Genomic DNA, 25,096 nt, shown 5'->3' on the forward strand with positions numbered 1-25,096 from the left:
CCTCGCCTAGGAGTCGGCGCATGCCAGTGATATCGACGCCCCAGGAGTTCAACGTGGACGACCTCTACGTGGACCTCCGGCGGCTCTCGGGCCACCCGCTGTACCTCAAGTGCGAAGGGTTCAACTTCGCCGGGTCCATCAAGCTCAAGGCCGCCAACGAGATGGTGTCCGCCGCCGTGCGCGCGGGCACCCTGCGCGAGGGCGCCACGCTGGTGGAGAGTTCGTCGGGCAACCTCGGGGTGGCGCTGGCGCTGGTGGCGGCGAGCCGCGGCTACCGGTTCCTGTGCGTCACCGACGCGCGCTGCAACCTCGCCACCAGACAGCTGATGGAGGCGTTGGGCGCGCGGGTGCACGTCATCACCGAGCCCGACCCCCAGGACGGCTACCTCGGCGCCCGCATCCGCTACGTCAAGCAGGTGTGCGAGGACGAGGGGCACGTGTGGCTCAACCAGTACGCCAACCCGGCGAACTGGATGGCGCACTACCAGAGCACCGGCCCGGAGATCCTCAAGAGCTTCCCCGAGGTCGACGTGGTGTTCATCGGCGCGGGCAGCACCGGCACCCTCATGGGCTGCGCGCGGTACTTCAAGGAGACCAAGCCGTCGGTGCGGGTCGTCGCGGTGGACTCGGTCGGCTCGGTCACCTTCGGCACGCCCGCGCAGCCGCGGCTGCTGCCGGGTCTGGGCACCAGCGTCCGCCCGACGCTGCTGGACGAGTCCTTCGTGGACGAGGTGCTGCACGTGGCGGAGCGGGACACGGTGCGCGCCTGCCGGACGTTGCTGCGGCACGGGTTCCTGTTCGGCGGCTCGACCGGCACGGTGCTGTCCGGCGCGGCCGACTGGCTCACCCGCAACCGGCCCGACGGCGACGTGACCGCGGTGGCGATCGCGCCGGACCTCGGCGACCGCTACCTGGACACCGTCTACCGGGACCAGTGGATCAGCGACAGCTACGGCGCGGAACTGCTCGCCGAGGACGCGATGCTTGCGAGGAGACTGCCATGACCCGACGGCTGCCCCTGTCCGCCGGCCAGGTCGACATCTGGTTCGACGAGAAGCTCTCCGGCGGGACCTCGTCCTACAACACGGCGGGCTACCTGGACATCCGGGGACCGCTGGACCTGGAGGTGTTCCGCGCGGCCGTGGCGCGGCTGGTGTTCGAGTCGGAGTGCATGCGCGCCCGGTTCACCGAGGTCGACGGCGAGCCCGGCCAGGTGGTCGAGCCGCTGCCGGACCCCGGTCTGCGGGTGCTGGACCTGCGCGCCGAGGCCGACCCGGAGCGGGCCGGCCGCGACTGGGTGCGGGCCGACCTGGACGTGCCGTTCGGCCTCGGCGACTTCCCGCTGTTCCGGCTGGCGCTGCTGCGCGTCGCCGACGAGCGGGCGTTCTTCTACATGTGCATCCACCACTTCCTGTGCGACGGCTACACGCAGGTGGTGTTCTGGCGCCGGCTCGGCGAGCTGTACGAGGCGCTGCTGGCGGGCGCGCCGGTCGGCGACGGCCAGCTGCCGCCGCTGGCGGAGCTGATCGAGGCGGAGGCGGCCTACGGCGGGTCCGGGCAGGCGGAGCGGGACCGGCGGTTCTGGGAGCGCCGGTTCACCGACGCGCCCGAGCTGGTCAGCCTGTCGCACCGGGACGGCGCCCGCACGCCCGGGTTCGTGCGCCGCAGCGCCGTGGTGCCCGAGGCGACCGCCCGGCTGGTCCGCGAGGTCGCCGCCGAGGCGAAGGTGACGTGGCCGACCGTGGTGACCGCCGCGATGGCGGCCTACACGCAGCGGATGACCGGCGTCCGCGACGTGCTGCTGACGTTGCCGGTGACGGCCCGGGTGGGCGCCCGGATGCGCGCCATCCCCGGCATGGTGGCCAACACCGTGCCGCTGCGGCTCGCCGTGGGCCCGGAGACCACGCGCGCCGGGCTGCTGGCCGACACCTCGCGCGAGGTCACCAGGGTGCTGCGCCACCAGCGGCACCGGGTCAGCCGCATCCGCGGCGCGATGGGCCTGCGCAGCGACGACCGCAGGCCGTTCGGGCCGCTGGTCAACATCCTGCCGCAGGAGACCGAGCTGAAGCTCGGGCCGTGCGTGATGACGGTCAACAACCTGTCCACCGGGCTGGTGGACGACTTCGAGGCCACGGTCGTGGAGGCGCCGGGCGGAGGCCTCGAGCTGCACCTGAGCGGCAACGCGGGCCTGTACGAGGAAGACGAGATGCTCGGCCACGTCACCCGCTTCGCCGCCTACCTGGAGCGGTTCGCGCGCGTCGCGCCGGACTCCGCGCTGAGCCGGGTGGACTTCGCGGGCGCCGGCGCGGTCGTCGGCCCGGTGCGCGAGGACGAGCACCTCGGCGTGGTCGAGCGCGTGCGCGCGGTCGCCGAGGCGCGGCCCGACGCGGTCGCGGTGGTGGACGGGTCCGGACCGGTGACCTACGGCGAGCTCGTCGCGCGCGCCGAGGCCCTGTCGCACGAGCTGGACGCCGGCCTGACCGCCGTGCTCGCCGAGCCCGGCGCCGGTTTCGTCACGGCGGTGCTGGCCGCCCTCGGCGCGGGCGGCGCCTACGTGCCGCTGGACGTGCGCGCGCCGGTCGCCCGGATCGCGGGACTGCTGGCCGACAGCGGCGCCACGCGCCTGGTGGTCGACCGGGCGCACCGCGCGCTCGCGGCCGACCTCGCCGGCGGCGCCCGGGTGGTGGTGCTGGACGACGCCGAGGCCGACGAGCTGTCGCCGCTGTCCGGCGCGGCGCACGACCTGGCGTACGTGATCTTCACGTCCGGGTCGACGGGCCGGCCCAAGGGCGCGATGGTGCACCGGGGCGGTCTCGTCAACCACCTCCTGGCCAAGGTCGAGGACCTCGGGCTCACGGCGGCCGACACCGTCGTGCAGAACGCGCCGGTCACCTTCGACGTGTCCGTCTGGCAGATGCTCGCGCCGCTGGTCGTGGGCGGCCGGGTGCGCGTCGTGGGCGCGGCCGAGGCCGCCGACCCCGACACCCTGTTCAGCCTCACCGCGGCCGAGGGCGTGACCGTGCTGGAGGTCGTGCCGTCGCTGCTGCGCGCCGCGCTCGACGCGTGGGACGCCGCCGGGGTCGCCGCGCCGCTGCCCGGCCTGCGGTACCTGGTGGTCACGGGCGAGGTGCTGCCCGCCGACCTGTGCGCCCGCTGGTTCGACCGCTACCCCGGGTTGCCGCTGGTCAACGCCTACGGGCCCACCGAGTGCTCGGACGACGTGACGCACGCGGTGATCACCGGACCGGTCGGCGGCGCCCGCGCGCCGATCGGCCGCCCGGTGCGCAACACCAGGCTCTACGTGCTGGGCGACGACCTGCGCCCGATGCCGCGGGGCGTGCCCGGCGAGCTGTACGTGGCCGGCGCCGGGGTCGGCGACGGCTACCTCGGCGACCCGGCACGCACCGCGGTCGCGTTCACACCGGACCCGTTCGGCGGACCGGGCGACCGCATGTACCGCACGGGCGACCGCGTGGTGCTGCGCGCCGACGGCGACCTGGAGTTCCTGGAGCGGCGGGACTTCCAGGTCAAGATCCGCGGCCACCGCATCGAGCTGGGCGAGGTCGAGGCCGCGGTCCGCACGGTCCCCGGCGTGGTGGACGCGGCGGTCGCCGCCGTCACCGACCCGGCCGGGCACAAGCGGCTCGTCGGCTACGTCGTGGGCGAAGCCGCGGCGGTCCGCGAGCAGGTGGCGGCGCTGCTGCCCGAGTACATGGTCCCGTCCACCTTCGTGGTGCTGGACGCGATGCCGTTGACCCCGCACGGCAAGGTGGACCGCAAGGCGCTGCCGGCGTTGGACTTCGGCACGCCCGCCACGACGCGCGCGGCCCGCACGCCGCAGGAGGAGATCCTCTGCCGTGTGCTCGCCGAGGTGCTCGGCGTGGCCTCGGTCGGCGTCGACGACAGCTTCTTCGCCCTCGGCGGCGACAGCATCAGCTCCATCCAGGTCGTCAGCCGCGCCCGCGCGGCCGGTCTGGTCGTCACCTCGGCGGACGTGTTCCAGCTGCGGACACCGGCCGCCATCGCGGCGGTCGCCGAACCCGTCTCCGCCGTCGCGGTGGTCGCGGACGACGGGGTGGGCGAGGTCGAGCTGCCCCCGATCGCCCACCAGCTGCGCGAGACGCCCACCGCGCTGACCCGCGACTACAGCCAGCACGTCGCGGTGTCCGTGCCCGCCGGGCTGGACGTCGACCGGCTCACCGCGGCCGTGCAGGTGCTGCTCGACCACCACGACGCGCTGCGGCTGCGGCTGGCCGAGCCGGTCGAAGGGCTGTGGGCGCTGGAGGTCCGGCCGCGCGGCGCGGTCCGGGCGGCCGACGTGGTCAGCGCCGGCGGCACGCTCGACTCGGCGCGCGAACGCCTGGCCCCCAAGGACGGCGTGGTCGTCCAGTTCGTCCTCAGCGACGGCGAGCTGCTGGTGGTGGCCCACCACCTGGCCGTGGACGGCGTGTCCTGGCGGATCCTGCTGCCCGACCTGCGCGCGGCCGTCGAAGGACGGGCGCTGCCGCCGGTCGGCACCTCCTACCGCCGCTGGACGCGGCTGCTGTCGGAGCAGGCGCGCACCGCCGCCCGCACCGCCGAGCTGCCGCTGTGGACCGGGCAGTCACGCGGCGGCGACCCGCTGCTGGGCGCACGCCCGCTGGACCCCGCCGTGGACGTCGAGCGCACCGCCGGCCACCACCGGTTCGAGGTGCCCGACGCGGCGGCGCTGACGACCGCCGTGCCCGCCGCGTTCCACGCCGAGGCCAACGAGATGCTGCTGGCGGCCCTCGCGGTGGCGGTGGCCCGGCGGCGCGGCCTGGGCTCGGTGCTGGTCGAGCTGGAGGGCCACGGCCGCGAGCAGACCGCCGAGGACGTGGACCTGGCGCGCACGGTCGGCTGGTTCTCCAGCGTGTTCCCCGTGCGCCTCGACATCGGCGACACCTCGGACGTGCCGGGCGTGGTGAAGCGGGTCAAGGAAGCGCTGCGCGCGCTGCCCGACCACGGCCTCGGCTTCGGGCTGCTGCGCCACCTCAACCCGCAGACGCAGGGCGCGCTGGCCCGCTACGCCCCACCGCAGATCGGTTTCAACTACCTCGGGCGCTTCGGCGTGGACCGGGGGGAGTGGTCGCTGCGCGGCGACGTCGGCCTGCACGCGCACCGCGACGTGCCCCTGCGGTACGCGCTGGAGGTCGCCGCCGTCACCGAGGACCGGCCGGACGGCCCGGTGCTCGTGTCCGACTGGCGGTACGCGGGCGCGCTGCTGTCCGAAGAGGACGTCCGGGGCATCGCCGAGACCTTCACCGAGGTGCTCGCCGCGCTCGTGGCGCACGCCGAGCGGCACGCGGACCGGGCCGGTGGCCGCACGCCGTCGGACTTCCCGCTGGTGTCGCTGACCCAGCGGGAGGTCGAGGACGTCGAGCGGTCCGTGGGTCCGCTGGACGACGTGCTGCCGCTGTCGCCGTCGCAGCGGGGCCTGCTGTTCCAGGCCGACTACGACCGCGACGGCGTGGACGCCTACACGTTGCAGGTGACCGTGGACGTGGCCGGCCCGCTCGACCCGGCCCGGCTGCGCGCCGCCGCGCGGGCGCTGGTGGCGCGGCACCCCCTGCTGCGCGCCGCCTTCCACCACCGCGAGTCCGGTGACGCCGTCCTGGTCGTGCCCTCGGCGGTCGAGCCGTCGTGGGACGAGGTCGACCTGACCGGGATGGACCCGGCGGACCGGGACCGGGAGCTCGCCCGGCTCACCGACGCCGACTGGCTGCGCCGCTTCGACCTGACGGCCCCGCCGCTGGTGCGGTTCACCGCGGTGCGGCTGACCGGCGAGGCGTCGCGCGTGACCTGGACCGTGCACCACTCGCTGGTGGACGGCTGGTCCAACCCGATCTTCGCCCGGGAGCTGTTCACCCTCTACGCCGGCGGGGCCGACGCGTCGGCGCTGCCCCCGGTCACGCCGCACGCCCACTACCTGCGGTGGCTGGCCGACCGGGACGTCGAGGCGGCGCGTGGCGCGTGGCGCGCGGCGCTGGCCGGGCTGACCGAGGCGACCCGGCTGGCGCCGGTCGACCCGGACCGCACGCCCGCCGTGCCCGACGAGCTGCTGGTGGACGTGCCCGAGCCGCTGACGGCCCGGTTGACCGACTGGGCGCGGGCCAACGACCTCACCCTCAGCACGGTCGTGCAGGGCTGCTGGGCGGTGCTGCTCGGCGCCCTGACCGGGAGCCGGGACGTGGTGTTCGGCGCGGTGCGGTCCGGCCGGCCCGCCGAGCTGCCCGGCGTGGAGACGATGATCGGCCCGTTCCTGGGCACGCTGCCGGTGCGGGTGGCGCTCGACCCGGCGCAGGCGCTCGCGCGGCTGCTGGCGGACCTGGGCGCCGCGCAGGTCGACCTGGAGCCGCACCTGCACCTCGGGTTGGCCGAGGTGCAGCAGCTGGCCGGGATCGGCGAGCTGTTCGACACGGTGGTCAGCTACCACAACTACCCGATGGCCGACGCCCGCGAGCTGGGCGGCCTCGTGCCGGACCTGGAGGTGCTCGGCGGCGAGGCGCGCGTCGTGGCCGAGTACCCGTTCGCGCTGGGCGTGTACCCCGGCGAGCGGATGCGGCTGCACGCCCAGTACCGGGGCCGGCTGTTCGCCCGGGACGACGTGCGGGTGCTGGTCGAGCGGTTCGTGCGGCTGCTGGAGACCGTGGTCGACGCGCCGGACACCCCGGTGGGCCGGGTCGACGTGCTGGCGGCGGGGGAGCGGGAGCTGCTGCTGGGCGAGTGGAGCGGGCGGATCGCGCCGATCCCGGACGTGACCGCGCCCCGGATGTTCGCCGACCGGGTCGCGCAGGCGCCGGACGCGCTCGCCGCCGTGTTCCGCGACGAGGAGCTGACCTACGCCGGGTTGGACGCCCGCGCGAACCGGCTGGCCCGGCTGCTGGCGGCCCGGGGCGCGGGTCCCGAGCGGGTGGTCGCGTTCGCCCTGCCGCGTTCGCTGGAGGCCGCGGTGGTGGTGCTGGCCGTGCTGAAGGCGGGCGCGGCGTTCCTGCCGATCGACGCGAAGCTGCCCCCGGACCGGATCGCCTACATGGTGGACGACGCCCGGCCGATCACCGTGGTGTCCACCGCGGACACGAGCGCGAACCTGGCCGGCCTGGACGTGCCGCTGGTGCTCCTGGACGACCCGGCGGTGCTCGCCGAGCTGGAGGGCCTGCCCGCCACCGCGCCGGACCCGGCGCTGCGCCAGGGGCACCCGGCCTACGTGATCTACACGTCCGGGTCCACCGGGCGGCCCAAGGGCGTCGTGGTCGACCACGCCGGGCTCGTCGCCATGGTCGAGAGCCTGATCGCGAAGTTCGACGTCACGCCCGACACGCGGGTGCTCCAGTTCGCCTCCTACAGCTTCGACGCGACCGTGTGGGAGTGGGGCCTGGCCCTGCTGGGCGGCGGCACGCTGGTGGTCGCCGACGACGACGCCCGCGCGCCGGGGCAGCCGCTGCTGGACCTGCTCCGGACCCGGCGGGTCAACCTCGCCGCGCTGCCGCCGGTGGTCGCGGGCGGGCTGCCCGAGGACGCCCGCCTGCCCGACGACCTGGTGATGGTCGTCGCCGGCGAGGCGTGCCCGCCCGAGGTGGTGGCGCGCTGGGCGCCGAGGCACCGGATGTTCAACGGGTACGGGCCGACCGAGGCGGTGCTCGCCTCGACCGTGGGCGGCCCCCTGACCGGGGAGGGCAGGCCGCCCATCGGCACGCCGACCGCGGCGCACCGGGTGTACGTGCTCGACCCGCTGCTGCGACCGGCGCCGGTCGGCGTGACCGGCGAGCTGTACGTCGGCGGCGGGCTCGCCCGCGGCTACCTCGACCGGCCCGGCCTGACCTCCGAGCGGTTCGTCGCCGACCCGTTCGGCGCGCCGGGCGGGTTCGCGTACCGCACCGGCGACCTGGTCCGGTGGCGCGCCGACGGCCAGCTCGACTACGTCGGCCGCGCGGACGACCAGGTGCAGCTGCGGGGCTTCCGCGTCGAGCTCGGCGAGATCGAGTCGGCGCTGGTGTCGCACCCCGCCGTCGCCCAGGCCGTGGTCGTGCTCCGCGAGGACGACGGCGACCGCAGGCTGGTCGGCTACCTGGTGCCGGACGCGTCCGCGGCCGGGCGGCCCGGCACGGTGCCCGAGGGCGTGCGGGAGCTGCTGGTCGAGTCGCTGCCCGAGTACATGGTGCCGTCAGCGCTGGTCGCGCTCGACGAGCTGCCGCTGACCCCGCAGGGCAAGCTGGACCGCAAGGCGCTGCCCGCGCCGGGGGCCGGCGCGCCCGCCGGCGGTCGGGGCCGCGCGCCGCGCACCCCGGTCGAGGACATCCTGAGCGGGCTGTTCGCCGACGTGCTCGGCCTGCCCCGGGTCGGGGTCGACGAGGACTTCTTCGAGCTGGGCGGGCACTCCCTGCTGGCCACGCGGGTCATCAGCCGGGCCCGGTCCGCGCTGGGCGTGGAGCTGCCCATCCGGGCGTTGTTCGAGGCGCGCACCGTGGCGGCGCTGGCCGAGCAGGTCCGCGGGGCGCAGGGCGCCCGACCGGCCCTGGCGCCGGTGCCGCGCGGCGCGGAGGCGCCCCTGTCGTTCGCGCAGCGGCGGCTGTGGTTCCTCAACCGCCTGGAGGAGAACGCCACCGGCACCTACAACGTGCCGCTGGCGATGCGGTTGACCGGCGCGCTGAGGGTCGACGCGATGCGCGCCGCCCTGCGCGACGTCGTGGCCAGGCACGAGGTGCTGCGCTCGGTGTTCCCGGACGTCGACGGCAAGCCGCACCAGCGGGTCGCCGACCTGCCGCCGGGGCACCCGGCGCTGGAGGTGGTCGACCTCGCCGAGGCCGACCTGGACCGCGTGCTCACCGCCGAGACCGACCGCGGGTTCGACCTGGCGGCCGAGCCCGCGCTGCGCGCCAAGCTGTTCCGGCTCGGCCCGGACGAGCACGTGCTGCTCGTCGTGTTCCACCACATCGCGTTCGACGGCTGGTCGATCGCGCCGTTCGCCCGCGACCTGACCGACGCCTACCGGGCCCGGTGCGCGGGCGCGGCGCCGGACCTGGCGCCGTTGCCGGTGCAGTACGCGGACTACGTGCTGTGGCAGCGGGAGCTGCTCGGCGCCGAGGACGACCCGGGCAGCCTGCTCGCCACGCAGCTCGCGTACTGGACGGAGGCGCTCGCCGACCTGCCCGAGGAACTGGACCTGCCCACCGACTTCCCGCGCCCGGCGGTGAGCACCCACGACGGCGGCGAGGTCGAGTTCCTGGTCGACGGCCCGCTGTACGCGGACCTGGTGGCGCTGGCGCGCGAGGCGGGCGCGAGCGTGTTCATGGTGTTCCAGGCGGCGGTGTCGGCCCTGCTGACCAAGCTCGGCGCGGGCACCGACATCCCCCTCGGCACCCCGGTGGCGGGTCGCGCCGACGAGGCGCTCGACGAGCTGGTCGGGTTCTTCGTCAACACCGTGGTGCTGCGCACCGACACCGGCGGCGACCCGACGTTCCGGGAGCTGCTGCACCGGGTGCGGGAGGCGAACCTCGGCGCCTACGCGCACCAGGACCTGCCGTTCGAGCACCTGGTGGAGAGGCTGAACCCGGTGCGGTCGCTGGCCCGCCAGCCGCTGTTCCAGGTCATGCTGGTGCTGCAGAACGACGGTGACGGCCCGGCCGTGCTGCCCGGCCTGAACGCCCGCGTGCAGCCGGTGGCCGCGCCGCGCGCCAAGTTCGACCTCACCTTCCAGCTGGACGAGCTGCTCACCGACGGCGTGCCCTCGGGCATCCGGGGCGCGCTGGAGTACACGACCGACCTGTTCGCCCGGCCCACGGTCGAGCGGATCGCGCAGCGGCTGACGCGGCTGCTGCGCGCGGCGGCGGCCGACCCGGGCGCGCGGCTGAGCCGGATCGACGTGCTGGAGCCGGCGGAGCGCGACCGGGTGCTGGGCGCGGGCGCCGGACCGCGCCGCCCGGACGCGTACCGGGGCGTGGCGGAGCGGGTGCGCGAGGTCGCGGCCCGCACCCCCGACGCCGTGGCCGTCGTGGACGACGACGGCGAGGTGACCTACTCGACGCTGGTCCGCCGCGCCGCCGCCGTGTCCCGCGAGCTGACCGGCGGGCCGGCCGCCGTGCTGGCCGCGCCGGGCGCGCGGTACGTCTCGGCCGTGCTCGGCGCGCTCGGCTCCGGCGGCGCCTACCTGCCGCTGGACGTGCAGGCACCGGTGGCCCGCACGGCCGCGTTGCTGGCCGACAGCGGCGCGCGGGTGCTGCTCACCGACGCCGCGCACCGGGGCCTGGCCGAGCAGGTGGCCGGCGCCGCGCGGGTGGTGGTGCTGGACGACGCGGAGGACGGCACGTCGCCGCCGCTGTCGGGCGCGGCGGACGACCTCGCGTACGTGATCTTCACGTCCGGGTCGACGGGCAAGCCGAAGGGCGCGATGGTGCACCGGGCCGGCATGGTCAACCACCTGCTCGCCAAGGTGGACGACCTGCGGCTGTCCGACCAGGACACGCTGGTGCACAACGCGCCGGTGACGTTCGACATCTCGGTGTGGCAGATGCTGGCGCCGCTGGTGGTCGGCGGCCGGGTGCGGGTCGTCGGCCGCGAGGTCGCCGCGGACCCGGAGGCGTTGTTCGGCGTCACGGCCGCCGACCGCGTCTCGGTGCTCGAGGTGGTCCCGTCGCTGCTGCGCGCCGCGCTGGACGTGTGGGACACCACCGGCTCGGCGCCGGAGCTGCCGTCGCTGCGCCGGCTGGTCGTCACCGGCGAGGCGCTGCCCGCCGACCTGTGCGAGCGGTGGTTCGCGCGGTTCCCGACCATCCCGCTGGTCAACGCCTACGGGCCCACCGAGTGCTCCGACGACGTGACCCACGCGGTGATCACCGGACCGGTGCCGGGCGCGCGCGTGCCCATCGGCAAACCGGTCCGCAACACCGCGCTGTACGTGCTGGGCGACGACCTGCGGCCCCTGCCCGTCGGCGTGCCGGGCGAGCTGTACGTCGGCGGCCTCGGCGTCGGGCGCGGCTACCTCGGCGACCCCGCGCGCACGGCGGTGACGTTCCTGCCCGACCCGTTCGCCGCGGAGTCCGGGCTCGGCGCGGGCGCGCGGATGTACCGCACGGGCGACCGCGTGGTGCTGCGCGCCGACGGCGACCTGGAGTTCCTGGAGCGGCGCGACCACCAGGTCAAGATCCGCGGCCACCGCATCGAGCTGGGCGAGGTCGAGGCCGCGACCCGGGCGTTGTCCGCCGTGCGCGACGCGGCGGTGGTCGTCAGCGGCGACGCCAAGGGCCACCGGCGGCTCGTCGGCTACGTCGTGCTGGACGACGACACCGCGGACGGCGACACCGCGTTGCTGCGCAAGGAGCTGGGCGAGGCGCTGCCCGACTACATGGTGCCCGCCGCGCTGGTCGTGCTCGACGCCCTGCCGCTGACCCCCAACGGCAAGGTGGACCGCAAGGCCCTGCCGGCGGCGGACTTCGCGCACCTGCCCGCCGGGCGGGCGCCGCGCACCCCGAGCGAGGAGCTGCTGGCCGGGATCGTCGCGGACGTGCTCGGCGTGCCGTCGGTCGGCGTGGACGACAACTTCTTCGCGGTCGGCGGCGACAGCATCAGCTCCATCCAGGTCGTCACCCGGGCCCGCAAGGCGGGGCTGCCGATCGCCGTCGCGGACGTGTTCGTCCACCAGACCGTCGCCGACCTGGCGGGCGCGGCGGACGACCGGGCGCCGTCCCGGGCCGCGGCGATCTCCAGCGTGTTCGACGAGTTCGCCGGACTGGAGGAGACCACGCCGTTCGACACGGTGCTGCGGATGAAGCCGGGCTCCGGGCCCGCGCTGTTCTGCCTGCACAGCGGCGTCGGCTTCGCCCTGCCCTACATCGGCCTGGCGCCGCACGTCGGCCCGGACACGCCGCTGATCGGCCTCCAGTCGCCGAGCATCACCGAGCTGGCCGAGCTGCCGACGTCGCTGGGGCAGCTGGCCTCGGACTACATCGACCTGATCAGGTCGATCCAGCCCACGGGTCCGTACCACCTGCTGGGCTGGTCGTTCGGCGGCATCCTCGCCCACGAGGTGGCCGCGCGGCTGGAAGCCGACGGCGAACGGGTCGGCGTGCTGGCCAACCTCGACGCCTACCCGCCGAGCAGGCACGACCCGCACGGCGACGAGCAGGCGATGCTGGGCTGGGTGGTGGAGCTGGTCGGGCACGACCGGTCGGAGTTCGCGGGCCGCGACATCACCTCCCGGGACGTGGTCGAGGCGCTGCGCCGCGACGGCAGCCCGCTGGCCGGCCTCGGCGACGAGCGGGTGCTGGCGATGATCGAGGTGATGAAGGTCCACTCGCGGTTCTCCGAGCGGTACCGGCCGTCCCGCTACGACGGCGAGGTGCTGCTGTTCGCGGCCTCCGGCGAGCTGGCCGAGGACGAGCTGGCCGAGCGGATCGACCTGTGGACGCCGCACGTCGGCGCGCTGCGCGTGCAGCACCTGCCCGGCGGGCACGACCACATGATGGACCCGGGCCACCTGGCCCGGATCGGCGCGGCGGTGGCGGCCGGGATGGCCCGCTCGAACGGGAATGGGGAATCGTGAACGCACTGGTCGACGTCAAACCCGGGCTCGGGGCGACCCTGGTCGAAGTCCTCGCCGTGACCGGTCGGAGGCTGCGGCACCTGCGCCGGGCGCCCGGCCGGTTCATCGGGGTCACGCTCAACCCGCTGGTGTCCATGCTGGTGCTGGGCTACCTGTTCCAGCAGTCGATCTCCATCCCCGGCGGCGGCAGCTACCAGGAGTACCTGTTCGCGGGCGCGGCCATCCAGGTCGGCCTCGCCGGCGTGGGCCCGACCGCCATCGCGGTCGCGACGGACCTCAAGGGCGGGCTGATCGACCGGTTCCGGTCGCTGCCGATCTCGCGCTCGTCCGTCCTCATCGGACACACGATCGCGGACCTCGTGGTCGCCGTCCTCGGCCTGGCCGTCGTCACCGGCGTCGGCCTGGTGCTGGGGTGGCGCCCGCACACCGGCCTCCTGTCCACGCTCGCCGCGTTCGGCGTGCTGGTCGTGTTCTGCTACGTGGTGACGTGGGTCGGCGTGCTGCTGGGCATGTCGTCCAAGAGCCTGGAGACGATCGACTCGATCGCGCCGCTGGTCGTGGTCGTGTTCCCGTTCCTGTCCAACGCGTTCCTGTCCGAGCAGAACCTGCCCGCGTGGCTCGCGCCGGTCGCGGCCTGGAACCCGATCAGCGCGGTGGCCACGGCCTGCCGGCAGCTGTGGGGCAACCCGGTCACCACCGGCGGCGGTTTCCCGACCGACCACCCCGAGGTGGTCGTCGTGGTGACCCTCGGCCTGCTGTTCCTGCTGACCTCGGTCGTCAGCCTGCGCCGCTACGCGAGCACCGCCAACTGAGGAGGACCCGGACATGACCGCCCACCTGGCCGACGTCGACCTGGCCGACCTGGACCTGGCCGACCCGCAGACGTTCCTGGACGTGGACCTGCACTCGATGTGGCGGCGGCTGCGCGAGGAGGACCCCGTGCACTGGAACCCGCCGGGTGAGGGCACGCCGGGCTTCTGGGTGCTGTCGCGCCACGCCGACATCGTCGCGGTCTACAAGGACAACAAGAGGTTCACCTCCGAGCACGGCAACGTGCTGGCGACCTTGTTGCGCGGCACGGACTCGGCGTCGGGCAAGATGCTCGCGGTCACCGACGGCCCCCGGCACCGCGACGTGCGCAACCTGATGATCAAGTCGTTCTCGCCGCGGGTGCTGGAGAAGGTCGCCGACCGGGTGCGTCAGCGCACCCGCGCGCTGGTGGGCGGACTGGTCGGGCCGGCGTTCGACTTCGCGACCGACGTGGCCGACCACATCCCGATCAACACCATCGGCGACCTGATGGACGTGCCCGTCGCCGACCGGGCGAAGCTCGTGGACTGGAACAACCGGACGTTGAGCCGCTACAGCTCCGAGGACGCGGAGATGGAGGAGTGGCTGGCCCGCAACGAGATCCTGCTCTACTTCTCGGGCCTGGCCGAGGAACGCAGGCGCAGCCCCGGCGACGACGTGGTCAGCGCCCTGGCCAACGGGCTGGTGGACGGCGCGCCGCTGAGCGAGGACGAGATCGTCTTCAACTGCTACAGCCTCATCCTGGGCGCGGACGAGTCCAGCCGCATGTCCTCGATCGGCGGTCTCCTGGCGCTGCACCAGCACCCGGAGCAGTGGCGGGCGCTCAAGGACGGCGCGGTCGACCTGGGCACCGCCACCGAGGAGGTGCTGCGCTGGACCACGCCCGCCATGCACTTCGGCCGCCGCGCCGTCGTGGACGTGGAGCTGGGCGGGCGGCTCATCAGGGCGGGCGACGTGGTGACGCTGTGGAACAGCTCGGCGAACTTCGACGAGGAGGTGTTCGCCGACCCGATGTCGTTCGACCTGTCCCGCACGCCGAACAAGCACATCGCGTTCGGCCACGGGCCGCACTTCTGCCTGGGCGCCTACCTCGGCCGCGCCCACGTGCGGTCGGTGCTGGAGGCGGTGCGGGACCTGGTGGACGGGATCGAGCTCGCCGGCAAGCCGCGCCGGCTGTTCTCCAACTTCGTCCACGGCTACTCCAGCCTGCCGGTGACGTTGCGCTGACCACCGCCGACCGACCACCCCGACCCGGACGTCGCCCCCGCGGCAGGCGTCCGGGCCGGGGTTCTCGCGCGCCCGCGGCGCCGGGCCGGCCAAGGGTGGGGACAGCCCTACCCCGGGCCGGTGGGCACCACCAGTGCCGGTCCGGTCACGCAGCGGAAGGATCACAAGCACAGTGCCACAACGGAGGAGTTGAGGGTCGTGGGCAGCTCGCCGGTGACCGTGTCAATCGCCAAGTGGAGCGCCACCCACCCGTGGCGCGCGATCATCGGGTGGCTCGCCTTCGTCGCGGTGTGCGTCGCCGCGGGCGCCATCGTGGGCGTCCGCGACGCCTCCAGCGAGGACTACCGGGTCGGCGAGGCGGGTCGCGCCGAGACCGTGGCGGCCGACAGCGGGCTGCTGGAGCCGATCGTGGAACGGGTGCTCGTCACCTCGCCGTCCGGGCCGCTCGACCAGGCCGCCGCCGACGCCGCGGCCCGCGAGGTCGCCGACCGGATGCGGGCCCTGGCCGAGGTGTCCTCGGTCGGCGCGCCGACCCGCTCCCCGAACGGTGACGCCGTCCTGGTCGAGGTGACCATGAAGGCCACCGACCGCACGGCGATGGAACAGGTGGCGGCGCTGCTGGACCAGACGGCCGCGGTGCGCGACGCCCACCCGGAGCTGGTGGTCGAGCAGACCGGCGGCGTGTCGATCGACGTCGGCATCGACGAGCAGCTGGCGGAGGACCTGGCGTTCGCGGAGAAGCTGACGCTGCCGGTGACCCTGCTGATCCTGCTGGTCGTGTTCGGCGCGCTGGTCGCGGCCGGCGTGCCCGTGCTGCTGGGGTTGTCGTCCGTGGTGACGGCGATGGCGCTGTCGGCGGTGGCCTCGCACGTGTTCCCCGACGCGGGCGCGACGAAGAACGTGATCCTGCTGCTGGGCATGGCCGTCGGCGTGGACTACTCCCTGTTCTACCTCAAGCGGGAACGGGAGGAACGCGCGCGCGGCGGTGGCCGGGTCGACCACGTGACCGCGGTGGAGCTGGCGGCGGCGACGTCCGGCCGCGCGATCGTGGTGTCCGGTCTCGCGGTCATGGTCTCGATGGCCGGTCTCTACCTCGTCGGCGACGTGGTGTTCTCGTCGCTGGCCACCGGCTCGATCATCGTGGTGGCGGTGGCGGTCGTCAGCTCGCTCACCGTGCTGCCCGCGCTGCTGGCCAAGTTCGGCCGGTGGGTCGACCGGCCGCGCGTGCCGCTGCTGTGGCGGCTCACCCGGCGCGGTGACGGCCGGGTGTGGCGCCGGGCGCTGGAGCCGTCGATGTCGCGGCCGGGGCGGACCCTGCTGGTCACCACGGGCGCGCTGCTGCTGCTCGCGCTGCCCGCGTTGGGCATGGAGCTGGGGTTGCCGGGCAACGACACGCTGCCCAAGGAAGTCGCGGAGATCCGCACCCACGACCGGATGGTGGCGTCGTTCCCCGGCGAGGGCGCGCGGCACGTGGTGGTGATACGGGCCGACCCGGCGCGGGCGGCGGAGGTGGCGTCGGCGGTGGACGGGCTGGTGGCCCGGACGCAGGGCGACCCGCTGTTCGCGCCCGGCGCCGCCCGGCGGGTGTCGGCGGACGGCCGGGTGACCGTGCTGGAGCTGCCGATCCCGTTCTCGCCGGAGTCGCCGCGGGCCGCGGAGTCGTTGGCGGAGCTGCGCGGCGAGCTGGTGCCCGCGGCGGTGGGCGGGTTCGAGCACGCGGTGTCCGGCGACGTGGCGCGCAACGTGGACACGGTGGCGCACCAGGCCGACAAGCTGCTGCGCGTGGTGCTGTTCGTGCTGCTGCTGACGTTCGTGATGATCGTGGTCGCGTTCCGGTCAGTGGTGATGGCGCTGCTGACGATCGCGCTCAACCTGCTCGCGACCGCGGCCACGTTCGGCGTGCTGGTGCTGGTGTTCCAGCTCGGCTGGGCCGAGGACCTGCTGGACTTCACCTCCGGCGGGTTCATCGTCTCGCGGGTGCCGCTGTTCCTGTTCGTGATCCTGTTCGGGCTGTCGATGGACTACCACGTGTTCGTGCTGAGCCGGGTGCGCGAGGTGGCGCAGACCGGCATCCCGTCGTGGCAGGCGGTGCGCGAGGGCATCGCGGGCTCCGCCGGGGTGGTGACCAGCGCGGCGGTGGTCATGGTGTCGGTGTTCGTCAGCTTCGTGTTCACCGGCCTGCTGGAGATGAAGCAGCTGGGCCTGGGGCTGGCGGTGGCCGTGGTGCTGGACGCGTTCGTGATCCGGCTGCTGGTGCTGCCGTCGGCGATGCGCCTGCTGGGCCGGGCAGGCTGGTGGCCGTCGAAGCTGTCGCGCCGGCCGGTCCACCCGACCGTCGAGCCGCAGCCGCAGCCGCAGCCGCAGCCGCAGCCGCAGTCGCAGCCGCAGTCGCCCGAGGAGGCGCACCTGCCGAGGTGACGGGGTGACCGGGGGATGACCTCCCGGGTCGTGACGCCGCCCGAGGGCGCGCCACGACCCGGGAGGTTCCGCTGCGTCGGCCCGGACGTGCCGCGCGGGGCCGGTCAGGTATCCGTCAGTGCGCTGTCAGCGGTGGTGACCAGGATCGGGAGCACCCGAGGCCGACGCCGGCGACGCGGACGGAGTACTGACGTGGTGAACCCCTTTGACGACGAGGACGGCACGTTCCTGGTGCTGGTGAACGACGAGGGCCGGCACAGCCTGTGGCCGACCTTCGCGGACGTGCCCGCGGGCTGGACCGTCGCGCTCGACGCCGGCCCCCGCGCCGCCGCGCTGTCCTATGTGGAGCGCAACTGGACCGACATGCGGCCCGCGAGCCTGCGCGAGGCGGGCTGACGTGGACGCCGCGATTCGCGTTGAAGGACTGAAGAAGACCTACAAGGGCACCGAAGCCCTCCGCGGGGTCGACCTGACCGTCAAACCGGGATCGGTCCTGGGCCTGCTCGGTCCCAACGGCGCCGGCAAGACGACCGCCGTGCGGGTCATGACGACGTTGCTCGCACCGGACAGCGGGCTGGTCGAGGTCGCCGGCTACGACGTGACGCGCCAACCGGGGCAGGTCCGCCGGCGGATCGGCCTGGCCGGGCAGTACGCCGCGGTCGACGAGCTGCTCACCGGCCGGGAGAACCTGGTCCTCGTCGGCAAGCTCCTGCACCTGGGCGGCCGGGGCGCCCGGGCGCGCGCCGCCGAGCTGCTGGAGCGCTTCGACCTCGTCGGGGCGGCCGACCGGCCCGTCGGCACCTACTCCGGCGGCATGCGCCGCCGGCTCGACCTGGCGGGCTGCCTGGTCGGTAGGCCGCGGGTGCTGTTCCTCGACGAGCCGACCACCGGGCTCGACCCGGCCAGCAGGCAGTCGCTGTGGAACACGGTGCGCGGCCTGGTCGCCGACGGCATGACCGTGCTGCTGACCACCCAGTACCTGGAGGAGGCCGACTACCTGGCCGACCAGATCGTGGTCATCGCCGCCGGCCAGGTGATCGCCGACGGCACCCCGGACGAGCTCAAGCGCAAGGTCGGCCAGGAGTGGCTGGAGGTGGCCGTGGCGCTGCCGGACCGGGTGGCCGACGCGGTGGCGGTGCTCGCGCCGCTGGCCGTGGACGAGCCGGGCGCCGACCCCGCCAGGGGCCTGGTGAAGCTGCAGCTGCGCGACGGCATGGACGGCATCGCGGCCGCCGCCGTCGCCCTGCGGGACGCGGGGGTGGACGTCGCGGACTTCGCGCTGCGCCGCCCGACCCTCGACGACGTGTTCTTCAACCTCGTCGGCCACCAGCCCCGGGGCTGACCCGCCGGCCACCGGCAGCCGACCCGCCCACACCCACGCACATCCCCGGCGCCGACGTTCGCGGCCCGACAGCGAAAGGCGCCGTCCACCGATAGGGAAGGGAACCCGCCGTGACCATGCGCATCCCCAACTTCGCGGGCAGCCGCGCGCTGTCGATGACCAGACACCACGTCCCCCGGTCACCGGGGGCGCGACCGTGACCGAGGTCCTGGTGCGGGTCGGGCACGTGGCAGCCGTGCTGGCGGTCGTGCTGGTCGCGGCGTACTCGGGTCGGGTCGCGGCGCGCGCCGCGCGCCAGCCCGAGGTCATCGGCGAGATCCTGGCGGGCATCCTGGTGGTGCCCGCGGTCCTCGCGGTCGGCGGGACGCCGACCCTCGCCGCGGTGCTGCCCACCGACGTGGTCGGCCCGCTGAAGGTGATCGGCCAGATCGGCCTGGTGCTGTTCCTGGTCGGCGTGGCGCACGAGCTGCGGCACGGCGGCTCCGGCCTCGGCGCCCGCGCGGTCGGCTGGGTGACCGCGGGCTCGTTCGTGCCCGCCCTGCTCACCGGCCTGGTGATGGCCGCGTGGGTGGTCTGGTTGGCCGACCCGGACCTGCGCGGCGACGCGCCGGTGCCCGCGCTGGTGCTGATGATCGCGGTCGCGTTGAGCGTGACCGCCGTGCCCGTGCTGGCCCGCGTGCTGGAGGACCGCGGCATGGTGGACAGCCCGGCGGGCAAGCTCGCCATGGCCGCCGCCGTGGTCACCGACTCGGCGGCCTGGGTGTTGCTCGTGGTGGCCGTCGGCATCTCCGGCGGTCTCGTGGTGTCCCTGGTCCTGGTCGCCCTCGGTGTCGCGGTGACCGTCGTCGGCCGCGTCCTCCTGCGCTCCCGGGTGCCCGTGTCGGCGGCCGGGCGCTTCCCCCGCGCCACGGGCGCCGGCATCGCCGGGGTGGCGCTGCTGGTGGCGTTCCAGTTCGAGCACTGGGGCCTGACCGCCGTGTTCGGCTCGTTCGTGGTCGGCCTCGCGATCCCCGGCGGCGTGTGGGCCAGGGCCGTGCGGGCCGTCACGTCGACCGGCCGGCTGCTGGTGCCGGTGTTCTTCGTGGTGGCGGGCATGGGCGTGGCGAACGCGCCGCGCGGCTCGGTGCCGTGGACCGCGATCGCCGTCGCCATCGCGCTGGCCGTCGTCGGCAAGGTCGGCGGCGGTTACCTGGGCGGGCGGTTGGCCGGTCAGGACCGACGCACGGCGATGACGGTCGGCGTGCTGGTGAACACCCGCGGCCTGACCGAGATCGTCGTGTTGCAAGCCGGGTACAGCGCCGGGCTGCTGTCCGTGCAGCTGTTCCTGGCCCTCGTGGTGATGGCGTTGGCGACCACCGGCATGACCGGTCCGCTGCTCTCGCTCATCGAACGCACCCGCGCTCCGAAGCCCGTGCCGGTACCCGAGTTGCCCGGGAGCAGGTCATGACCCAGTCGCTGCCCGCGATCGAGATCGCGGAGTTCCGCACCCTGATGTCGCACTTCCCGACCGGTGTCGCGGTCGTCACCACGACCGGCGAGGACGACTCGCCGCGCGGCATGACCGTCTCCTCGGTGTGCAGCGTGACGTTGTCGCCGCCGACGCTGCTGGTCTGCCTGCGCAACGGCAGCCCGACCCTGGACGCGGTGGTGGCCCGCGGCGCGTTCGCGGTGAACTTCCTGCACGGCGACGCCAAACCCGTCGCGGAGCTGTTCGCCTCCGGCGCGCCGGACCGCTTCGACCTGGTCCCGTGGCTCGTGCCGCCGAGCGGGGGCGGGCCGCACCTGGTGCGGGACGCGCACGCGGTGGTCGACTGCCGGGTCAGCCGGACCGAGGCCGTCGGCGACCACACGGTGGTGTTCGGCGAGGCGTTCCAGGTCGCGCAGGAGCACGGCCACCTGCCGCTGCTCTACGGCATGCGCGAGTACCGGGTGTGGCGGGCCGAGCAGGGGTAGGGCCAGCCCTACCGGCAGTTGGAGAACCATGATCGCCCCGGCGGCCCCTGTCGCCGGGGCGATCGCGCACTAGCCTCGGGAACGTGGCCCGGTTCTCGCCAGTGATCACCAGGTACGCGCCGGAGAGCTTCGACCTGTGGCCGGTGTCCGGCGGCGACGGCGGCTGGCTGCACCTGGACGGGACGGTGGGGCAGGACGAGGTCGGCTCGGTGCTCTGCACGCTGTACCTGCACAGCGGCGGCCGGGACGCCCGGACCGCGGCGGCGGCGGTGCACGAGCTGATCGGCTTCGACACCTTGTGCGGGCTCGGCGGGCTGCTGCTCGACGGCGGCGACGGGGTGCGCGTCGAACCCGTCGGCACCGACCTGTTCGAGTGGCGCACGTGGCTGCACGCGCTGCACCGCGCGCCCGTCGACCTCGGCCGCCCGCCCGCGCCGTGGGTCGAGCACGTCGGCGTGGACGTGGTCCGCGTGTGGGTGGCCGAAGGGCGCGACGTGCCGCACGTGGACCTGCCCAGGACCGCGCTGCCCGCGATGCTGCGCGCCGCGCAGCGCGACCTGGCCGACTTCCTCGTCCCGTTGCGCAGCTGGGCCGGCGTCCACTCGCCCCACCAGGTGGAGCTGCTGGTGGCGAGCGTGGACGCCGGCCTGCAGATCACCGAGCCGCTGCCGCTGTAGCCGGGTCAGCGCACGCAGTCGACGGGCGGCGGCGTCCGGCCGGGCTTCTCGGTCTCCGTGGCGGGCAGCGGGACGGAGTGGCCGCCGGTGGGCGCGCCGGTGGCGCCGTCGGCGAAGAACCCGGCCATGAACGCCCGCACCGCCGCCGGGTCGACCCGGTGGGCCCTGCCCCCGTCGGCGTCGACCTCGTCGCCGAGCGGGATGATCGCGGTCCGCACGGCGGGGGTGAGCCGCCCGGCGAGCTCGAGCACGTCCAGCCCGGGGTCGACGCGCACGCCGGTCGCCGTCACCCGCGCCAGCCGGGCGATCTCCGCGGGCCCGGCCTCGGCCAGCTCGCCCGCCAGCGACCGCAGGAACGCGAGCTGCCGCACGATCCGGTCGAGGTCGCGGTTGGCGAGCCCTTCGCGCTGCCGCAGGAACGCCAGCGCCTGGGCGCCCGAGACCGTCTGCGGCCCGGCGGGCAGGTCGACGCCGGAGAGCTCGTCGCGGGCCGGGCGCCTGAGGCAGACGGGCACACCGCCGACCGCGTCGGACAGCGCGCCGAACGCCGCCACGTCGACCGCCGCGTAGTGGTCGACCGCCACGCCGGTCAGCGCCTCGACGGTCCGGACGAGCGACTGCACGCCCGCCAGGTCGCCGTCACGCCCGTCGGCCCGCGCCGCCGCGTGGGCCCGCGCGTAGGCCGAGCCCAGCCTCCCCGGGCCCTCCCCGGGGATGTCGACCAGGACGTCGCGGGGCAGCGCCGCCGCGCTCACCGAGCCGTCCGCGCCGACCCTCGCCAGCACCGCGGAGTCGGTGTTCGCCGACCCGTCCAGGCCGATCAGCAGCACGGTCCACGCGGTCGCGGTCGCGGTCGCGGTCACCGGTGGCGCGGCCGGGTCGGTGGCCGGCGGCGCCGCGCCGCGGTCCACGGTCAGCGGCACGACCACCGCGACGACCGCGGCGACGACGGTCAGCCCGGCCGCGGCGAACAACGCGAAGGGCCGCCGCCGGGTCCGCCCGCCGTGCAGGGTCGCCAGCACGGTCCGGTGGTCGACGGCCTGGCCCGCCTCGGCCGCGATCGCGTCGCGGATGAGGGCTTCCTGCCGGGTGTCGGTCATCGCAGCACCTCCGACGGCGCGTTCTCGTTGACCCGCAGCGTGTGCAGCGCGCGGGAGATGTGGCTGCGGACGGTTCCCTCCGCGCAACCCAGGATTCCGGCGATCTCGGCGTCGCTGCTGTCCTCGTAGTAGCGCAGCACGAGCGCGGCCCGCTGCTTGCGCGGCAGCACGGCGATCCGGGCGCGCATCGCGTCCCGTTCGGCGTGGCGCACGGCCGGGTCGGCCACGGCGGGCGCCAGGTCGTCGAGCACGACGTGGGTGGCGGACACGTCCCGGGCCGCCCGGCGGCGACGCCACGACAGGTACTCGTTGGTCACCATCCGCTTGACGTACAGGTGGGGCACGTCGACCGCGCCGATCCGCGCCCACTTCTGCCGCGCGCGCAGCAGCACGTCCTGGACGATGTCCTGGGCGAGGTGCTTGTCGCACGTCAACGCCGTGGCGTACCGCAGTAGTCGATCAAGCCGCTCGGTGACGAACTGGTCGTAGTCGGCCAGCACGTCGCCCCCTTCCGCCGCTCCCTGGTTTCCGTCGCGGACGGGAAACCCCTCGGAGGACGTCCCCCGTTGCACCACCCGGGTGTGACCTGCGCCACCGCGCCGGGTGGGGTGGGCTACCGCCCGGCCCGGTCGGCCGCCGGGCGCGGAGGCGCGGGCTCCCCGCTCACGACCGCCGGCCGGCGGTGGCGTGCAGGTCGGTCAGGGACGCGGCGGCGGCGAGACCGAGGATCGGGTCCGGCCGGCCGGACAGCAGGCTCGCGTACAACGGGCGGTAGTGCGCGACCTTGCGCGGCGTGCGGCCGTCACCGCCGTGCTCGGCCAGCAGCTCGCCGCCGCGGAACGCGAACCCGGTCATCGCCGTGTGATCCAGCCACACCTCCACGTCACCGCAGGTGAACGCGGTGGACTTGCTGCTCGCGCCGGTGCGCCAGCTCGTGTGCAACCGGGCCTCGCCCACCGCGCCGCGCGACCGGAACGACGCCACCGCCCAGCAGCTCGTGCGCTCGTCCCGCAGCGACGTCACCTCGTCGACCCGCACCAGGCGGGCCAGGACGGTGAGCTGGTTGATGCCCGAGTCCGTCCACGCCGAGAGGTAGGACGTGAACGCCTGCTCGCCCTTGAGCACGTACGGGTCGTTGAACGCCGACGTGACGGCGGTGACCGGCCCCCACTCCGGGTGGGCGGCCACCAGGTCGGCCGCCCACCGCACCTCCGGCGAGAACGCGAAGTGGTGCGCGGTGAACAGCCGGTCGTGCGAGCCGGCCACGCCGCGCAGCCGGTCCACCGACGCCGGGTCCGGCGCCAGCGGTTTCTCCACCAGCACCCGCGCGTCGGAACCGGTCAACACGGCCGCGGCGAGGTCGGCGTGCGAGTCGGCCGGCGTGGCGACCACCACCAGGTGCGGTCGGTGCGCCGCCAGCGCGTCGTCGAGGTCCCGGTGGTGCGCGGGGGTCGCGCCCCGGAACACCGGCGGCTCGGCGTGCGGGTCGACGGTGAACACGAGGTCCACCTCGGACCGCTCGGCGAGCACCTCCAGGTGCGTCCGGGCGATGGCGCCGACCCCGACCAGCCCGACCCGCGTCCGCCCGTCGCCCCGCCGCACTCCGCCAACGTCCACACCGGGCAGTATCCCTCCGCCCCGGACGGCGGCCACCGGGCGGGGCCGACCTCTTTCTGGATCGTGACGACCAGGACACATCGCGTGGCTCGACGACACCGCGACGAGGTAGTTTCGGCGTCGTCCGCCGCGCACCAGCCACGGGGAGCACATGCGATTCCTCTTCCGCCCACCCGCCAGCGAGGCCGGTGGGCTGCTCACCCTGCCGTGGGCCCAGCCGTTGGAGGAGTGGGACGAGAAGCTGCTGCTGACCGTCCCGCAGCGGGGCATCTCGCGGCACGTCGTGCGGTTCGTCGCCAGCGAGGGCCGCGTGTACGCGCTCAAGGAGATCGCCGAGTCGCTGGCCCGCCACGAGTACGCCGTGCTCGGCGACCTGGAGGGCGAGGGCATGCCCTCCGTGGCGGTGCTCGGGCTGTGCGTCGACCGCCCGGACGACCAGCAGGCCATCCTGGTCACCCGCTACCTCGACCACTCGATGTCCTACCGCTACCTGTTCTCCAGCCCGCGCGGCGAGCACTCGGCCGAGCGCCTGGTGGACGTGCTGGTCGAGCTGCTGGTGCGGCTGCACCTGTCCGGCACGTTCTGGGGCGACTGCTCGCTGTCGAACACGCTGTTCCGGCTCGACGCGGGCAACCTGGCCGCCTACCTGGTGGACGCCGAGACCGTCGAGCGGCACCCGCAGCTCTCCGCCGGTCAGCGCACCTACGACGTGGACCTGGCCCGCGAGCGCATCGGCGGCGAGCTGATGGACCTCGAAGCAGGCGGCCTGCTGCCCTCCGACATCGACCCGATCGAGGTCGCCGACAGCGTGCCCCGCCGCTACGCCGCGCTGTGGGACGAGGTGACCCGCGAGGAGTTCTTCCAGCTCGACGAGCAGCGCTACCGGGTCGCCGAGCGCCTGCGCCGGCTCAACGACCTCGGCTTCGACGTGGACGAGGTCGAGCTGGTCACCTCGGACAGCGGCGCGCGGCTGCGGGTGGACATCCGGGTCGCCGAGATCGGCCAGAGCCGCCGCGAGCTGTTCAAGCTCACCGGCCTGGAGGTGCAGGAGGGCCAGGCCAGGCGCCTGCTCAACGACCTGCGCTCGTTCCGCGCCTACCTGGAGCAGCGCGACGGCGCGCCCGTGCCCGAGACCACCGCCGGTCACCTGTGGCGCAACGAGGTCTACGACCCGGTGGTCGCCGCCGTGCCGCCCGACCTGCTCGGCGTGCTGGCGCCGGCGGAGCTGTTCCACGAGGTGCTGGTGCACCGCTGGTTCCTGTCCGAGAACGCGGGCCGCGACGTGGGCACCACCGCCGCGCTGCGCTCCTACCTCGCCACCGTGCTGCCCGGGCAGGAGGCGTCGGACCGCGACAGCGCCCTCGGGGACGACGACTTCGGGTGACCGGCCGTCTAC

The 25,096-nt window shown here is 74.7% G+C and carries 14 protein-coding genes; 11 read left to right on the forward strand and 3 right to left on the reverse strand.

Translation table 11 applies throughout. From position 1 onward, the window contains the following. Positions 1-20 precede the first annotated feature (20 nt). From sbnA to IOD16_RS12045, 10 genes are all read left to right on the forward strand, one after another. Complete coding sequence (sbnA, locus tag IOD16_RS12000; protein ID WP_201440096.1) at positions 21-1,004, forward strand: 2,3-diaminopropionate biosynthesis protein SbnA; 984 nt, start codon at positions 21-23, stop codon at positions 1,002-1,004. Beyond that, positions 1,001-12,556 carry an amino acid adenylation domain-containing protein gene (locus IOD16_RS40945; RefSeq protein ID WP_201440097.1) on the forward strand — a complete coding sequence of 3,852 codons (11,556 nt, stop codon included), beginning with the start codon at positions 1,001-1,003 and terminating at the stop codon, positions 12,554-12,556. The genes sbnA and IOD16_RS40945 overlap by 4 nt, the downstream gene beginning before the upstream one ends. After that, positions 12,553-13,368 (forward strand): ABC transporter permease, encoded by an 816-nt coding sequence (locus IOD16_RS12010; RefSeq protein WP_236594922.1) that lies wholly within the window; start codon positions 12,553-12,555, stop codon positions 13,366-13,368. Before IOD16_RS40945 ends, IOD16_RS12010 begins: the two co-directional genes overlap by 4 nt. Positions 13,369-13,381: 13 nt before the next feature. After that, the gene (locus IOD16_RS12015; RefSeq protein ID WP_201440098.1) at positions 13,382-14,593 is read left to right on the forward strand and encodes a cytochrome P450; all 1,212 of its coding nucleotides are present in this window, start codon (positions 13,382-13,384) and stop codon (positions 14,591-14,593) included. 213 nt (positions 14,594-14,806) lie between these two features. Further along, positions 14,807-17,011 carry an MMPL family transporter gene (locus IOD16_RS12020; protein WP_201440099.1) on the forward strand — a complete coding sequence of 735 codons (2,205 nt, stop codon included), beginning with the start codon at positions 14,807-14,809 and terminating at the stop codon, positions 17,009-17,011. Between the two features lie 192 nt (positions 17,012-17,203). After that, entirely contained in the window at positions 17,204-17,407 is a 204-nt protein-coding gene (locus IOD16_RS40125) for an MbtH family protein (protein ID WP_236594923.1), read from the forward strand. A gap of 1 nt (position 17,408) precedes the next feature. Further along, entirely contained in the window at positions 17,409-18,353 is a 945-nt protein-coding gene (locus tag IOD16_RS12030; RefSeq protein WP_236594924.1) for an ATP-binding cassette domain-containing protein, read from the forward strand. A gap of 196 nt (positions 18,354-18,549) precedes the next feature. After that, complete coding sequence (locus IOD16_RS12035; RefSeq protein WP_201440102.1) at positions 18,550-19,800, forward strand: cation:proton antiporter; 1,251 nt, start codon at positions 18,550-18,552, stop codon at positions 19,798-19,800. Next, positions 19,797-20,306: a flavin reductase family protein gene (locus IOD16_RS12040; protein WP_201440103.1), complete on the forward strand. Its 510-nt coding sequence runs from the start codon at positions 19,797-19,799 to the stop codon at positions 20,304-20,306. Before IOD16_RS12035 ends, IOD16_RS12040 begins: the two co-directional genes overlap by 4 nt. Before the next feature lie 83 nt (positions 20,307-20,389). After that, positions 20,390-20,983 carry a hypothetical protein gene (locus IOD16_RS12045; protein ID WP_148088711.1) on the forward strand — a complete coding sequence of 198 codons (594 nt, stop codon included), beginning with the start codon at positions 20,390-20,392 and terminating at the stop codon, positions 20,981-20,983. A gap of 5 nt (positions 20,984-20,988) precedes the next feature. Here IOD16_RS12045 and IOD16_RS12050 read toward each other — a convergent pair whose 3' ends face one another. The 3 genes from IOD16_RS12050 to IOD16_RS12060 all read right to left on the reverse strand — a co-directional run bounded on the left by IOD16_RS12050 (position 20,989) and on the right by IOD16_RS12060 (position 23,700). After that, positions 20,989-22,083, reverse strand: coding sequence for an LCP family protein (locus IOD16_RS12050; RefSeq protein WP_201440104.1), 1,095 nt, complete (start codon positions 22,081-22,083; stop codon positions 20,989-20,991). Continuing rightward, the gene (locus IOD16_RS12055) at positions 22,080-22,583 is read right to left on the reverse strand and encodes a SigE family RNA polymerase sigma factor (protein WP_201440105.1); all 504 of its coding nucleotides are present in this window, start codon (positions 22,581-22,583) and stop codon (positions 22,080-22,082) included. The genes IOD16_RS12050 and IOD16_RS12055 overlap by 4 nt, the downstream gene beginning before the upstream one ends. Before the next feature lie 163 nt (positions 22,584-22,746). Then, positions 22,747-23,700 (reverse strand): Gfo/Idh/MocA family protein, encoded by a 954-nt coding sequence (locus tag IOD16_RS12060; protein ID WP_201440106.1) that lies wholly within the window; start codon positions 23,698-23,700, stop codon positions 22,747-22,749. Positions 23,701-23,851: 151 nt separating this feature from the next. Here IOD16_RS12060 and IOD16_RS12065 point away from each other — a divergent pair, with 151 nt between their 5' ends. After that, positions 23,852-25,084 (forward strand): DUF4032 domain-containing protein, encoded by a 1,233-nt coding sequence (locus tag IOD16_RS12065; protein ID WP_201440107.1) that lies wholly within the window; start codon positions 23,852-23,854, stop codon positions 25,082-25,084. The last annotated feature ends 12 nt before the right edge of the window (positions 25,085-25,096 follow it).

The sequence above is a fragment of the Saccharothrix sp. 6-C genome, assembly GCF_016695385.1.
Classification (GTDB): Bacteria; Actinomycetota; Actinomycetes; order Mycobacteriales; family Pseudonocardiaceae; genus Actinosynnema; species Actinosynnema texasense.